The sequence below is a fragment of the Neobacillus sp. GCM10023253 genome, from assembly GCF_042653105.1.
Lineage (GTDB): Bacteria > Bacillota > Bacilli > Bacillales > Cytobacillaceae > Neobacillus > Neobacillus citreus.
In genome coordinates this window covers 541,073-557,077 of sequence record NZ_JBHSHV010000003.1, presented here as the reverse complement: position 1 = coordinate 557,077, position 16,005 = coordinate 541,073, and the positions used below count along the sequence as shown (strand labels likewise).

Genomic DNA, 16,005 nt, shown 5'->3' with positions numbered 1-16,005 from the left:
CCGAACCGCTAATTTTTTTAAGCGTTGGGGAGCATAGAAAGGCTATATACGACTAGACTGCTGATTTTCTTCAGCGTTGAGGAGCATAGAATAGCTTTATGCGACTGGACAAATTATTTTTCCGAGTGTTCGGTCGCATATAACAAGGCAATAAGTTATTCCTTCTTACTTGGTGCAGTTTTTAAATTCGGAAAGCAACATTCATTTAGAAAAGAGCCAAATAAAAAGCTGACCCAAAAGTGTAGTCTTTCAACAACCTTTTGGATCAGCCTCTCTACCTATATGATGAAAGATAAAAATCGCAGCAAATTATCCGCGTCTTCCACCTCTACCGCCCTGTTTTGCAGTACTGTTACGTTTTAGGGTAGACAAATTTTCTTCACTAGTCTTTAAAAATTTAGCCATTTTATCTTCAAAACTTTCCTTTGGTTTGAAATTACCTTTTGAACGAAAGTCTTTGGAACGGTTATCCCCTCTACCACCCGGACGTGATGGGCGTTGAGAATAAGAAGAGCTTTGTCCTTCGGGTTTATCAACCGCCTTTTTAATGGACAAGGAAGTTTTCCCGTCTTTCATACTAATTACTTTTACTTCAACTTGGTCGCCTATTTTAAGATGGTCATTTACATCTTTAACATAGCTATCCGCTACTTCACTGATATGCACAAGACCTGTTGATCCATCCGGTAATTCCACAAAAGCTCCGAAATTAGTAATGCCTGTTACTTTACCTTGTACTTTGCTGCCAATTTCTACTGACATATTAATGGTTTTCCCCCTCAAGAATGTTAAAAACACTTAATTATAACAAATTAAACAAACTGAAACAATTGATATTGATTGCTTGGTTAATATTCTACTAATTATAAATGGTTTCAAAGTATTTTTCAATATTTCATCTTACCTGAGCTGCTTCAGTTCCCTGATAAATTCGATATGCTGGAACAATTGTGTCGGAAACAATTTCTTTTCCTTTTTCACGAATGAAGTCCAATTTATAATAGGCATCGAATCTTCGGCTGATTTCCGTCTTCACCAGTTCGGGCGGAGTGACGACGATGAATTGGAACTTCAGTTTTTCGGCGACTGAGAAAATCGGGTCGAGGACATGTGCTGATGCGGCTTGTCCGAACGGATTATCACAGACTAAAGGAACCCAGCTTTGATCTGACTCATTTTTAACTGACAATAACATCATCATCATAACCATTCGGGCAGACAGCTTTTGTCCTCCACTGCCATCTGATTTCGTCTTTGAACCTTGATTAATGGTCTGCCAGGTTGAATAATGTTCTCTTTGCGGTTTTCCGTACATAAAGGCATTATCCGTCCGCATGTTATAGACGAGAAGCTCCGGGTATCTATTTCGTAGTGATACAAACAAAATCTGCTCATCACTAATAAGTTGTTTTATTTCTTGGTCTACAGCAAGATTATTGTGATCAATCGTATCAAATTGTTTGGTAATTTTGTTGATGGCAGCGACAAAATGCTGCTTCAGCAGCGGCTCGATATCTTCGGGCTTTTTAGGTAAAATATCTTCTTTTAGCTGCACAAGCGGGAAGGATCCTCGTTCATTTTTCAGCTTCATCTTTGCAATTATCGAACGGATCGCCTCTGAAATACTCATCACCTTCATGCTTGCCCGGCTGGCCCAGAAGTTTTGAGCCTTTTCTGCCCGTTCTTTGTCCCGTTCTAATTGTTCCAAACCACCTTGTGAGAAGCGCTTCATATTTTTAACGATGCTTTGAATATGCGAATAATGCCTTGTATCCATATGGTCTAATGTTGTTAATACTTCATTTTTAAAACGAATCTCCCAATCCTTTCCTTCAATCGTCTGCTTTACATTACGTAAGGATTGTTCGATTTTCGCATGCTTCTCTTTGCCTTCTTCCTGAATCGCTTGATGTTTTTCACACCAGGATATGATACATGCTTTCCCTTGACTCCTGATTTTTTCTACATCCATATCAGTAAAGGCTGCCGCTTCCTCCTTAAGGACCACGGATAATGTTAACAAATCCCCTTCGAAACCCGCAATGTTGGAGTCTATTTCTTTTTGGCGCTTTTCAGCCTGCTTTACTTCCTCTAGCGTTTGTTTCGTTTGGTCTTGTATTTCTACACCCTTTACTTCTAAGTCAAGCTCTTCCCATTCTTCAGGCGGCTTTTCATGTTTGGCCACTTTCTTTCCTGACTTATCACGCTGAACAATTGCATGCTTTAAGGAAGTTTCTGCGACGGTTACAGCCGTTCCTTGTTCCCGTTCTTCTTTTTCCGCCGTCTTCGCTTCCTTTTGGGCTGTTTGCAGCATATTTTCTAATATGCTTATAGGTTCATCTGGTTCCGGAGCGTCTTTCCACTCCTTATTATAGGTATCTAGTTTTTTCTCTAATTTATTTTGCTGCTTTTGTTCTGTTTCTTTTTTTGCTTGAATAACCAGCAATTCTCTTGCTTGTTCTTCTTTTGATTTTTGGAGCTGTTTTAACTCTTCAATACTGCCATTTAGCTCCTCTAATAAATGAGCTGACAACCGTGGGATGTCTTCACACTGCTCTACTTTTTCATCAGGAGGAAATACCGCTGTTTCAATAAAGACGCCAATCTCTTTAATCGTTTGCTCGGTTGTAACCTTCCATTCTAAATACGTTTGATGCCACTTGGTTTGCAGGTCAATGATATGTTGGTGCTCTTTTCCTATTTCCTGCTGCGCTAAACTCGCGGCTTCCTTTTGTTTCTCTTTCTCTAACTTCAAACGTTTATTTTCTTGATGAATTAGCTTTTCACGCTCATATTCCGTTAATGTTTCTACATCTTTTGTCAGCGTTTCAATTTTTACTTTTGCCGTCTCAATCTGTTCTTTTAGCTGGAGCTGCAATTCTTTTTCTTTTTGCTGCTGTGTTGTGATTTCCTGTAATTTCGTCTTCATAGAATGAAGAGTATACTGTTCCTGATTAAGCTCTCTCTCGATATCCACCGCAAGCTCGTGTGATAAAAATCGATCCATTTCTTTTAGAATACGACGCAATGAAGTTTCTGTCTTTTCAATTTCAATAAGTGTTTCTTTCTTTTCTTCTATTTGCTTAGCAATACTAATTTTCCAGTTGGTAAATTGATTTTTATCCGTTAATAGCTCTTTCTCAGTTCCGTTAATTATCACAAAGGTTGGCTGGTGATTTTCACTGTTCATTTCCTCACGCAAAAAGATCGGAACAGGACTTTTGAACATTCTTCCGGAAAGAACCTGCTGATTAATTTTTTGCCATTGCTGTCCGCTAACAACTAACCCATACGGAAGGAGCGGATAGGATTCAAGGTGATTTGCAAGCTCTTCTTTACTTAAAGATTGGAGAAATTGCGTTCCATAAAACACATCGATGCCAGTTTTTTCATCAATCCATTCTTTTAATTCTTTCACATCTTTATTCGGAATCCAGAAGTGCTCATCATTTAAGGAATGATCCAGTTGAATTTCCCATAAATCTTTTTTAATTTGTTCAGCTTGTTCCCTATTATTGCCTAGTATGTCTTCAATTTGGATGACATATTTCGAAAGAAGCGCATGAGTTAGTGGTGCCGCGACATCATCTAACAATCCACGAAGACGATCCAACAGTTTTGCTTCTTTTTGTGTTTGCTCCTCATTTGCTTGCTTTAGTTTTTCACATTTTTCTTCCGAAAACTGAATCGATTGGACAAGCGTACCATGTATAGTGGCTAATTCGTTTTGCGCTTCACTAGATTCTTTATCTTTTGCTTGCAGCTCTTCTATCGAAACCTTTTTGTTGTCAATTTGTTTAGAAAGAAACTCGATAAAGCCCTTTAAATCATAGGTTATCCGGTCACCAAATTCTTTAATGAGGTTTTCTTCCTTAGACTCAAATGTATGCATTTGTGTATATAGGAGATCAATTTCCGTACTAAGCCGAGCAATCTCACCAGTCTTTAGTTTCTCCTGCTGCGACAGGTCGTTTCCTTTTTTCTTCAAGAACTTTTGATAGCCCAGATACTGCTTAACAGCTTCTTTAATGGAAAGATAAGACTGATCCCATTGCTTACCTGCTTCTTTTTTGATTTCATCCATTCGTTGATTTACTTGCTCTAGGCCGCTATTTTGTTCTAATGTAGCAATCTGCTGTGAAAGAGCGCGAATACTTTGCTCGTTTTCACTCCACTCCTTTAATAATACCTGAAAGGCTAGCTGTTCTTTTCGTTCTTGTTTCTCCTGAACAATTGCTTGTAAGGAAGTATGCTTATTCTTTTCTTCTCCTAATTTCTTCTCCCAATCCAGTACCTCTCGGTGAGCTTTTGCAAATTCTAGATTGTCTTTTTGATAGCGTAAATCAGCTTGCCTTATCGTTAATTTTTCAATGTCTTCCTTTAAAACAAGCAGCATTTCCTCTTCGGATTGCTTTAAATGTTCCAAAGCACCTAATAGTTGTCTTCCTTCCTTTATACTTGCTTGCACAATGTCTTTATGTTCGGCACCTTTAGCCAAGTTCTCTTCAAAAGGGACAATGTCTTCTAAAAATTCCTTATGTGCCTGCTCTCTTTTTAGAAGAATAGGCAAATCCTTTGCGATACTCGCCTGACTCTTGAAAATCTCAACAAGATCGTTCTTTTGCTCTTCTGTCCGGTGCAACACTTGACTAACCGTAGGAATGATTCGTTTTTGGAATAGGGAATGATCATCCTCGGCCCCCTCAAAGTATTTGCCAACGCCGCCTTCATCCTTGTTAATGTCCTTCATAATATCCCAATCTTTACGGTTAATTCCGTATGTATCAAGAATGCGATAGTGTTTCTTGGTATCTCGGTAAACATCGTAGCCATTCCATTTTAAATAGTCCTTCAGGCTTTCAGTATCAGCAACTTCATCATTTTCAAATAATGGAATATGCTCTAGCGATACCTCTTCTTTCCGTTCAAATTCTCTTGTGTAAAACGTAATATTAGGGATGATCTTGGCTTCCTGTTCCAAGGTTTTGCGATCATTGCCATTTTCTTCATTCATCGAAATCCGCTGTTCGGCTGAGAACATTCCTCCCGTTACCAGATGCCTGCGGTCTGAACCGTCCAATTCCCATTGAATGAGAACATGAAAGGTATAAGGAATAAATTGCTCTTTATTATTAAAAAAGAACTGCTGATAATAACGATTGTTTTGTTTTCCCCATGAGGTTCCAGGTTTAAGTATTTGGAAGATGGTTTGCAGAAATACTCCTTTCCCGCCCCCATTCATCATTGCAATAAGGCCATTTGTGGATGTCTCGCCATTATGAAAGTGAAAGGTGGTATCTTTATATTGCTTTTGCATGCCATCATACTTCAGGCCTACAATTCTAATTCGATGGATTTTCGGCATGCTCCCCCACCTCCGCAGTCATTAATTTTTTGAATAATTCATAACGATCATAATCGTGATAGAGGTATTCAATTCGCTCAAACAGCTCCTGTTTCGGGATTGCCTTTGGAATATCATCCCGGTCCAGAATGACGATCAGTCCCTCCGTCTCTAATAAGCGCATGCTGCTTGCTATTAAACCGATTCTAGTTCGTCTATTGCCTTTTTTAGCCCCATAATCATCCGTTTCAACCTCCATGTATTTCCAGGTTGTCACAACATCCTTCATATCAATTCTTTCCTCTTCTCCGAAGGCAGAGTTCGCTTTAAGAATGCTATCCCATTTCATGATCAGATCGTTGACAAGACGCTCTAATGCGTAATAGCTAATTCCTTCCCGCTTCGTACGGATTTTAGCAGCTTGGTTGCTGTCAATGGCCGCTAAAAATGCCATGATGACAATACTAACAAGATGAAAGTGCTTTTTCGATTCGATTTGCTTATGTTTATCTTTCAGATGCGTAAAATTCGTCGCAAAGATCGAGCCAGTGGGCTGGACAACCAAATGGATCCGTTTCGGCGATTCAATAATATATGTACCTGATTCGTCTGCTAATAAAAGAACCGTCTGTCTCACTTCCGGATCAAAATACGTCTCGAAATGTTCGCTATTTTCGTCAATTACTTTTTCTTTTAATAGAGTAAAATAGACTGCTGATGCTTTTTTTATGGATTCTGCATTCATCTTTTTTCCTCCAGTACACAGATCTTAAACGGGGTAATTTTCGTTTGATACCAAAGAAAAGACTCCGCCCGATGGTCAAACATGGTGAAGATTTTCAAGCCTTCAAACACTTGAAATTGTGGATATTCCTGCATTAGTTTATAAAGAAGAATTTCCCGCTCGTCACTTAATGTTTCTTCTTTCCGATGCAGCACCTGAACCTTCAGCGGCTTTTTATCAAACATCATCCATAAATCAATTGATTCAGATTCTTCAAACCATAAATCCTGTACTTCTAATGGAAGCGTCGATAAATCAGCTAATGAAAACTCCCCGTATGTTTGTAAATGCTGAAAAACATAACTCCATGCCTTAACAACTGAATCCCAGTTCGTCACTCGCACTCGAGTAATGCTTTCTTCTGATTCTTCTTCGATTACAGGATCCGTTAGTTGATTTTCATCAAATTCTTGTTCGCCCCAGATCCAATCAAGCGGCAGAATAAATTCATTCTTCGGTGAAAATAAGGGAGAAAGGACTCGTTCGATCGCCTCGAAACTGTTGACCCCTTCTATCATTAACCAATTTTCATAAAACTGTTCGCGAAATGAAACCAGACTGGTTTCCCAAAACAAGGAGGGATTTTCCGCTTTTAATTTCATCTCATAGGAGATATTTTGGATGACTAGCTTGGCAAAGCGGTCATGCAGCTGCCTTGTATGGCCAATTTTTTCTTGGAGCAGGAACAATTCCTTTTGGATAGGATGGTCCTCTTCATTTCTTCGTTTCGATTTCTCTATCATCCTAGTAATGGTCCGGAAGTGATTTTTTTCTTCCTCAAATTGCTTTTCAATTTCAACCCGATTGTCGGCCCTTTGCCATTCTTCTTCCATCAGCAAGATTTTGGGATTATTTATCATTTCCTTTTGGAAAGTGAATTCCTTTGCCATTAAGCGATTTACCCGTGAAATAAGGTGATCGAGGTTTCGGGTAGCTTTTCTAAAATTACCGTTCTTAATTAGCTGCATACTATAGAGTTGTTCGATTGTAATGGAGAATTCTTCGGCCATCTCCCTGCTCATAAAAATCATTTCCTGAGAGACATCCGTAAGTTTATAAACGATCGATCCCCCCAACTCTAAATTCGTATAGATTTCATCCATCGTGACATAACGGAAAACCTGAGTTTCCCATGATTGTTTTATTTCATCGTAATATAAGGCTTCAAACGGTTGGCTATACTCTTCTTTTCCCTGATATAATAACCCGCTTGTAATCCGTTCAATTTGTTTATCATCTGCCAGCAGCTTCATTTGCTTAATGGTGTCCTCTACCATATACTTGATATCTGATTTGCGTCTATGATCATCATCATTTAATTCCCGGTAAAAGATGGTCAGGAGCACTTGCATGAGAATCGTTTGGACATAAGGCTTCAGCGCCCCTACTTCCATTCCCCTGCCAAGCTCAAACAGAGGATTTAATCGTTGCATCCGCTGGGCAAAACCTTCCCATGATTCGTTCAAGTCCATCTCCTCCATGTTTCAATCGTTAATACCTCTTGCGGGATTCGCTTTTTTTCCTGCCATAATTGATGTAATAATGCTTGCTCCTCATCTGTAAACCATTGAAAAAATAAATCACGGTATTTGAGGTTTTGCGTTTGCCCCATTTTCTGGTCATTTTTTTGATCTCGACATTCTAGCATTTTCCGATAAATTTTTAAGGCAGGCTGAATGCTGTTATCCGGGTATTTTTCGATCAGCCGGATGAGGATACCGTACCCCGCCGCATCAAGATCACCTGCGTAGTAGAATAGATAGGATTTGGGCGGAAACATTCGAAAGAAAAAGGAAAAGCTCTGTTCAATTTTCGTGCCTTCCCCGTAAATAATGAGTTCTGGCTCATAATCGAGTTGATTCGCTTCCAATAATTTAATAGAAGTATGAAAGAACGATAGATTTTCGATGATGAGTACTCTATGAATATCTTTTATTTCTTTCCCTTGTTTCATCCAAAATACAAAAGGCTCCCCATACTTCACCATTTTAAGTTGGTCCTCTGATATTCCTATTCTCGTTAAAAAGCCTTTTCCATCAGGAAATTCATCACTATCCAATAAGAATTTTTCATGGCCAAAGAGCTCCAGGCTTCTTTCTTCGAATGATACGATTTCCCGTTCCTGGCTGGACTTTAGAAACGTATATACATTCTGGATTCGCTGCCACTCTTCTTTCGTCTGCCATTCGGGATGCCGCTCATAATAGGAAAAATCAAACCGATCACTTAATTTCATCATCTCAAGACGATCCCATTTGTCGGCCTGAACTTTTATATTTACCCAGTAATATAAGGAAAGAGCTGGTGTTTTACCATTGTATTGATTATTTTGAATAGGGATTAGCTGTCCCTCAGCCTGCAGTGTTTCGATCGCGCGATAAAACAACGAATATCCGTCCATTTCAAAATAATCATCCACTAACTTACGCAACTGAAATTCTAAATCGTTACTATTAATTTTCTTTTTTTGCTTAGGGTGTTGAATATCGCTAATAAACCCTCTTACCCTTGTTTCAATGATGTCGATTGTACTCACCTACTTATATCTTCTTAGGGTCATGAAAAGACTCCTATTAATATTTTAGACATCCTTTTATTATAAACTAGTTGCGTGATTGTTCGTAAATGAAATTTTTCTAAAATAATAGATTGAAATAAACAAAAAACGAATCAGTGAAAAATTCACCGAAAAATAGTGCCTGACCCCCGGCGCTGTAATGCTTTAAATGTCGGGGGTCAGGCACTAGAATTCAGTGTGAAATTATTTTAGGGCTTTACTAACTTTTAGCTTCTTCCCTTTTATGGTTGTATTCTCCATGGCTTGTAAAACGAGAGAGCCTTTTCCATTCAGAATATCAACATAGGACATTTGATCCTGGATCGTAATAATCCCAATATCATCGGCAGTTACTCCAGGAATTTTCGCAATCGTTCCAACAAAATCCACCGCACGAAGCTTCTTCTTTTTTCCACCGCTAAAATATAGTTTCATGATATCTTGGTTAATTCTGGCGGTTTTATTATTTCTGACGACTCGTCGGCCGCTGATTTTTTCCTCGAAAGAAGCTTTCATATCAGCAACTTCGTTTGGCTTAGGTGCATCCATTATTGGAATTTCAAAGCCAATATACCGTTCAATAGCTTTAACCAATTTTCCTTCATAAGGTGTCACAAACGTAATCGCTTTTCCTTCATTTCCCGCGCGGCCGGTTCGGCCAGTACGATGGACATAACTCTCTTTTTCCATTGGAACATCAAAGTTGATAACAAGTGTCACATTATCAATATCAATCCCTCGTGCTGCTACGTCGGTGGCAACTAAATAACGGAAATTCCCCATTTTGAAACCATCCATTACAGCAAACCGATCTTGTTGTTCTAATCCGCCATGGAGTCTTTCACAAGAATAATTGGATTCTTCCAATTCGGTATAGACAGTATCAACGTGTTCTTTTGTTCGGCAAAAAATAAGGCAGCTGTCTGGATTTTCAACGACGGTAACATCTTTCAAGAGTGGAATTTTTTTATCTTCCGTCACTTCAATTAAACGATGTTCTATTGTATCCGCCGTGACACCGGTAGCCTCAATCTCGACATTAATAGGATTTTTCATATACTTATGGCAGAGGTTTTCAACATCCTTAGGTAATGTTGCCGAAAATACCATTGTTACTCTGTTTAAAGGGAGTTCATTGATAATTGATTCTACTTCATCGATAAAACCCATATTAAGCATTTCATCAGCTTCATCAATAATTAGATACTTTATTTTATCAAGAATCAGAGTTTCTCTTTCAATATGATCTATAACACGACCTGGAGTACCAACAACTACATGGTTTTTTTGTTTCAATTCTTCTTTTTGTTTCGTAAAAGGTTCTTTTCCGTAAACAGCCATAGCTTTGATCCGTTTAAACCTTCCAATATTCGTAATGTCATCGCGAACTTGAACAGCCAGTTCTCTGGTTGGTGTAAGGATTAAGACCTGTGGCATTTTTTCTTCCCATTCAATCAGTTCGCAAATAGGAATTCCAAAGGACGCAGTCTTACCGCTGCCTGTTTGAGATTTTACAACAAGATCTTGATTTGCCAATGCTAACGGAATGACCTTACGCTGAACCTCTGTCGGAGCTTCATATTTTAATACCTCTAAAGATCTTCTTATTTCATCGCTTAAATTATAAACCTCAAAACTAGTTTCACTCATGTATTAACCTCGTTTTTATGTATTATTCGGCTTATCTATAGGATTCTCTCGAACAAAAATCATATGCATAATCTGAATATTAGTCATTATACTTGAAATGCGGGCAAAAACGAACAATGAAAAACACTGTTGCAGCTGGGGGATTCAAAATGGGCAGTAAAACCCAAAAATGGCTTTAGTAAATTCCACAAAAATTAAATATTTCGATTTGTATAAATATTTAATTTCATTTCATTGTATTTCCATAGAGTCTAAGATAAAATTTTGATTAATATATATCTAAATTCTATAGGTGTGGGGTGAGAGTCTTGGAACCCAAAATCCTTCGCTATGTGATTATGCTAGCAAATGAGAAAAATTTTTCAAAAGCGGCGGAAAAACTTCATATGGCGCAGCCTTCCTTAAGTTATCAAATTATGAAATTAGAAAATGAGCTTGGTACTCAATTATTCAATAGAGGTCATGGTGAAGTCCAACTGACCTATACAGGAAAAGTTTTTGTCGAACACGCCTTAAAAATAAATGATCAATTCAATCAGTTAAAAAAACAAATCGATGATGTAACCGATATGCAGAAAGGTCAGTTGTGTATTGGGAGTTTGGCAACAACAGGTGCATACTTATTACCTGAAGCCATTTCAGCATTTAAAAATAAATATCCTGGAATAGAACTTGTCCTACTTGAAGATAATGCTCCCAACCTAGAATTACTGGTGTTACGGGGGCTGGTTGAAATTAGCTTACAATCTATGCCCATAACACATAAAGAACTTGAAATAGAAACCATACTAGAAGACGATGTTTATCTCGCCATTCCTCCTTCACATCCTCTAGCCAAATCTAAAAAGGTGAATTTGAATGATTTTCAAGATGAGTTCTTTATCCTATTAAAAAAAGAGTCTTCATTTAGAATAGAAACGGAGAATCTATGTAGAAAGGCTGGTTTTGAACCAAGGATTATATTCGAAAGTATTAATATATTGACTTGTCTTTCTCTAGTATCAACAGGGATGGGAATTACCTTCGTCCCGGGTATGGTAATAAAAAACACGCCGGCTCCCCAACCGTTAGTTTATTTGCCAGTTCGTTTGGCTAACAACCATAAGAGAAAAGTCGTGTTTGTCTACAAGAATGGAAGGTATCTTTCTAAAGCAGCGCGTTCCTTTATCGACATTATGAAAAGAGTTACCAAATCGAAATACACCGGTTAAAAGAAGACTAAATTAAAAAAATGTGGATAATATTCTTGAAAGACCCTTCGAAATTATCCACATTAAAGTGTATGAACATTATATTTTATACCATTATAGAATACCAATTGCTACTGAAGGGAAAATCCAAACAATAACAAGTACTAGTACAGCAAATAACGCGAATGGTAAGACACTTTTCATGATTAATTCTAAAGGTTCTTCGGGCATGATAGATTTGATAGCGAATAGGTTCATCCCCACGGGTGGAGTAATTACAGCAAGTTCCATATTTAATACCATAATAATTCCGAACCAAACAGGATCAAATCCCATAGCCATTGCAATCGGAAAAAAGATAGGTGTCGTAATTAATAATATAGAAACCACCTCTAAAAACATACCCATAATGATCCAGATGATATTCATAATGAGCAGGACCAGTACTGGACTTACTGATAGTCCAATTAGTACATCTGATAAATACTTTGGAAGACCCACTAAAGTTAGAGCGGCACCAAAGACGAGTGCGCCAACAACGATGCTCAGAAGCATAGCCGTAGTTTTTACAGATTCCACTAGAACATTCCCTAAGTCCTTAATACTTAAATTTTTATGAATAAAGACTGTTAAAACTAAGGCATAAATCACACCAACTGCAGCTGCTTCTGTAGGTGTGTAAATTCCTTTATAAATTCCACCAAGAACAACCACGGGCAGCAACATATCAGGAAGAGCTTTAAGCGTGTTACGCAGTCGATCACTTGTCGAATGAGATGAATCAATATTGAGACCCCGAGGTGCTTTCATTGCCGTCCAAACGGAAAGAATGAAAGCTAAAATTAATCCAGGAATAATACCCGCCATAAATAGCTTTCCCGGTGATGTATTAGTCAATGATGCATAAAGAATAAGCGGAATACTAGGCGGGATAAGGATACCTAAAGAACCACCGATAGCCGAAAGACCATAGGTAAGTCCCTTGGAATATTTTTGTTTTTTCATTTCAGGAATAGCAATTTTTCCAATTGTCAGTACGGAAGTCATACTCGATCCAACAATGGCAGCAAAAAAGGTATAAGCTGCAACAGTAGCAACACCGGTTCCACCACGAACTCGGTGCAACCATGAATTAGCTACCCAAAATATACGTTCTCCACTTTTACCCTGATATAAAATCTCCCCCATCAGAATGTATAGTGGGATGGCTACAAAAACAAATTCAGATAATGACTTGTATAGAGTCATAGGCACTTGAATCATAAATTGATCGCCTACCGTGAAGAGAATCGTTAACAAACCGGACAGTCCTAGTGAAAACCCAATAGGTACACCTAAGATTAAACAAATCAGTAGAACAGCTAGCAATATAAGTATCGATGTTAAAGATATCATTTTATACACCCCTTTCCGTTTTAAGCTGTTCTGGCATCCAGGCTTGGATTACTGAACATACCGCTGCAATTACAAGAAGAACCCCACCAATACAGATAAATGAATAGGGTATCCATAAAGGGATTTCAAGGAGGGTAGGTGACCCCATACCTAATCTAAAAGCATTTTTGGTATATTGATATCCGTACACTACAAGTACAATGGAGTAAGGAAGTATTAGAAATGCTGAAAAGGCTTCCAAAATTTTTCGTGGAGTCCCCTTCAATCTTTCAATTAAAAACGTTACACGCAACTGCTTTCCTTCCATTTGAATACAACCCATTGTGAAAAACACAATAAATTGTAAAATATAGGTTGAAACTTCATTTGCCCAGATTGTAGGAGAATTAAAAATATACCTTGCTACTACATCATAAAAAATAGAAATAGCTAAAATTGCCATTAAAGATGCTGAAATATAGACGCAAGTATGTTGAACCTTATAGATCATTTTTAAGAATATATGCATTTGCTTTTCACCCTCCTTGTTTAAAGTTTTGGTACGGGAGGATCCATCCTCCCGTACCTATTATTCAATGAATGTAGCAATTTACTGATTCGTGTTAATTTGCCTTTTGAGCTGCATCATATAGCTGTTTCCCCATATCTCCTGATTTTTTTAAATAATAATCATAACGGCCCTTTACTGAATCTACCCATTTCTTCCGATCTTCCGCAGATGGTTTATAAAGCTCCAATCCCTTAGCTGAAAGTTTTTGTAGATACTCTTCAGCATCACTTTTAGCCTTTTCGCGAGAAGCTTTCTGCGCTGTCTCGGAAGCTTTTAGCACTGCATTTTGTACATCCTCTGGAAGCTTATTCCACCAATCCATATTTACAACCGACTGGAAGGGAAGGTAATGTATTTGCATATCAGTCCCATATTTTGTTACCTCGGTAAGTCCCCGGTCTACAACAGATGATGGTCCAGTTGAGTATCCATCTATGGTCCCTTGCTGCATGGCCTGATAAACTTCTTGGGAACTCATACTAACGGGCGATGCCCCTATTTCTTCTAACATAAGGGCGTTCCCTTTGCCAAATGCCCTCATTTTTAATCCCTTTAGATTTTCAGGTAACTTTATTGTCTTATTCGCATATAATTCCACCGTTCCGTATTGTGCAAAGCCAATCATTTTCATGTTATACTTTTCTAACTGCTTACCAAATAGTTTTCCATATTCCCCATCCTCAGCTGCCCACTCTGCTTCCCATGAATCAAATAGGAAAGGTAAGTCAACAATACGCAGAGGCTCTGCATCTTCCCCTGCAAGAAAACCAACGTTTAATTGTCCAATTTCAACCGCTCCGTTACTTACCGCATCTGGTAATTGCTGGTCATTATATAACTGACCGTTTGGAAAGGTTTGAGGATTCAATTTAATAGAGGTATTTGCTGTATTTTTCTTAATTTCATTTGCTAGCTCTTCAAAATAAATCCCTGTAGAATGTTCGGCTGGCAAATTATAAGAAATTCGTACATCCATCTCTTTTTGTGCGTCCCCATTTTGTTTTGAAGAGGTTTCCGAGGATTTACCGCATCCTGCAAGGATGAGAAGCAAAATCGTACCAATTAGTATACTTTTATTCCAAAATTTAATCATATTGAGCCTCCCTATTTTTTATTAATTAAATGAAATTCACGCAACTCTCTCAACCAGCTACCAAATTTATCATAATCCTCTATTAATAAACCTTTATTAAATAGGTTGCTAGCCCTTTCACCCAGATAAGCGGAATTATCTATACCTGATTTCTTTATCCAATGAGCGATACAGTCCTGCCATTTCAAACGAAGATCCTCTTGACTTAACGGGCTTTCCTTAGACCCTGGTGTAAGCAAAATGTCTTTTTTCAATATTCCATTCTTCGTTGTGACAAGAATCTGGATTGGATTTTTTTCTAAATCATGCCCTAGAAGTATCTCACCTTCCTCCTCGATGGCTTTAACCTGTGGTAAAAGTTGTTGAATTTCAGGCGTTTGTACATGATCATCTTCAAACGTAGATAATCCTACATGACCATCTCTGATTGCAGCTAAAACGGTATATTCAGCACTAAACTTTCCTTGCAAGCCTGTTTTCGGGAGATGATGTATTAATGCGACCAGCCCGGCTGGCGGCGTTACAATTTTTATTCCCATTACATCACTTAATTCAAGTTGAAACTCATCCTTTAGATCCAACGCCCCTTGAATCATTCGATGTGTGAGGTAACAGCATGGGAACTTCTTAATAGAAAGACCTGTTTCTAGTATGCTATACGGTTTTCCAAACTGAATACCATCTTTTAAATTCACCTTTTCCATTCCACCGCTAAACGAAAAGAAAAAGCCTCTACTTTCAAAAACATCCTGATTTGCGGTTAACCCTTGTTTAGCTAGCCATGCTGCTTGAAGACCATGTGAACTAGCTAGTCCTACATGGAACGGTTTAGTCATCGTACCAAAGTTTTTCTGCAACCCTCCGGACATCGAGCAGGCGATTCCAATTGCATAGGCAATCTGATCACGATTTAAATTCATGAGGTAGGCACAAGCAGCCGCGGCTCCAATGGTCCCAAGCGTATCTGTAGCATGCCATCCTAAGTCATAATGCCTGTGCCCCATGACAAGTCCTAACTTTATCATTACTTCAGTTCCGATAGCATAAGCAGTTATGACATCTTTACTAGAACACTGTAGATGCTCTGCAAGCGGAATGACTGCTGCTAGAATCGGTGCACTTGGATGGGCAAGGATACTTGGAGATACATCATCATAGTCTAAGGCGTGACTCGCTGTCCCATTAATAAGCGCCGCATATTCCAAGTCCGTTAAACTTGGTTCTCCTAAAAGCGATGCTTTTTTAGATGGATTCTCTGACATGTACCCACGTTTTACAATCTGAACAACGGGTTCGTTCCATCCCGCCACAGCAACACCAACCGTGTCCAAAATGGCATATTTAGCTTGTAATATCAATTTTTCCGGCAATTGTTGATAATGGCATGTTGTTATATATTCTACTAATCTATCCATTAGGGAAGATGGCATTCATCACCCCTC

At 38.4% G+C, this 16,005-nt stretch carries 11 protein-coding genes; 1 reads left to right on the top strand and 10 read right to left on the bottom strand.

Annotated elements, in window-relative coordinates; translation table 11 throughout:
* Positions 1-309: 309 nt before the first annotated feature.
* The 6 genes from ACFPA1_RS03135 to ACFPA1_RS03110 form a co-directional block, all read right to left on the bottom strand.
* On the bottom strand, positions 310-762 hold the full coding sequence (locus ACFPA1_RS03135) for a S1 domain-containing RNA-binding protein (protein WP_213140637.1): 453 nt from the start codon (positions 760-762) through the stop codon (positions 310-312).
* Positions 763-895: 133 nt separating this feature from the next.
* A complete protein-coding gene (locus tag ACFPA1_RS03130) occupies positions 896-5,365 on the bottom strand; it encodes a hypothetical protein (RefSeq protein ID WP_378581214.1) in 4,470 nt (1,489 codons plus the stop codon).
* Positions 5,343-6,089: a DUF6063 family protein gene (locus ACFPA1_RS03125; protein ID WP_213140639.1), complete on the bottom strand. Its 747-nt coding sequence runs from the start codon at positions 6,087-6,089 to the stop codon at positions 5,343-5,345. The genes ACFPA1_RS03130 and ACFPA1_RS03125 overlap by 23 nt, the downstream gene beginning before the upstream one ends.
* Positions 6,086-7,600 carry a hypothetical protein gene (locus ACFPA1_RS03120; RefSeq protein WP_378581213.1) on the bottom strand — a complete coding sequence of 505 codons (1,515 nt, stop codon included), beginning with the start codon at positions 7,598-7,600 and terminating at the stop codon, positions 6,086-6,088. The genes ACFPA1_RS03125 and ACFPA1_RS03120 overlap by 4 nt, the downstream gene beginning before the upstream one ends.
* Entirely contained in the window at positions 7,591-8,664 is a 1,074-nt protein-coding gene (locus ACFPA1_RS03115) for a Wadjet anti-phage system protein JetD domain-containing protein (protein ID WP_213140641.1), read from the bottom strand. Before ACFPA1_RS03115 ends, ACFPA1_RS03120 begins: the two co-directional genes overlap by 10 nt.
* A gap of 225 nt (positions 8,665-8,889) precedes the next feature.
* Entirely contained in the window at positions 8,890-10,335 is a 1,446-nt protein-coding gene (locus ACFPA1_RS03110) for a DEAD/DEAH box helicase (protein WP_213140642.1), read from the bottom strand.
* Between the two features lie 308 nt (positions 10,336-10,643).
* On the opposite strand from ACFPA1_RS03110, the gene ACFPA1_RS03105 reads away from it, so the two are divergent.
* Positions 10,644-11,546, top strand: coding sequence for a LysR family transcriptional regulator (locus ACFPA1_RS03105; protein WP_213140643.1), 903 nt, complete (start codon positions 10,644-10,646; stop codon positions 11,544-11,546).
* A gap of 93 nt (positions 11,547-11,639) precedes the next feature.
* Here ACFPA1_RS03105 and ACFPA1_RS03100 read toward each other — a convergent pair whose 3' ends face one another.
* From ACFPA1_RS03100 to ACFPA1_RS03085, 4 genes are all read right to left on the bottom strand, one after another.
* Positions 11,640-12,920 (bottom strand): TRAP transporter large permease, encoded by a 1,281-nt coding sequence (locus ACFPA1_RS03100; RefSeq protein WP_378581212.1) that lies wholly within the window; start codon positions 12,918-12,920, stop codon positions 11,640-11,642.
* Position 12,921: 1 nt separating this feature from the next.
* A complete protein-coding gene (locus ACFPA1_RS03095; RefSeq protein WP_213140645.1) occupies positions 12,922-13,428 on the bottom strand; it encodes a TRAP transporter small permease in 507 nt (168 codons plus the stop codon).
* 94 nt (positions 13,429-13,522) lie between these two features.
* The gene (locus ACFPA1_RS03090) at positions 13,523-14,563 is read right to left on the bottom strand and encodes a TRAP transporter substrate-binding protein (RefSeq protein ID WP_378581211.1); all 1,041 of its coding nucleotides are present in this window, start codon (positions 14,561-14,563) and stop codon (positions 13,523-13,525) included.
* A gap of 11 nt (positions 14,564-14,574) precedes the next feature.
* Entirely contained in the window at positions 14,575-15,993 is a 1,419-nt protein-coding gene (locus ACFPA1_RS03085; protein WP_378581210.1) for an MmgE/PrpD family protein, read from the bottom strand.
* Between the last annotated feature and the right edge of the window lie 12 nt (positions 15,994-16,005).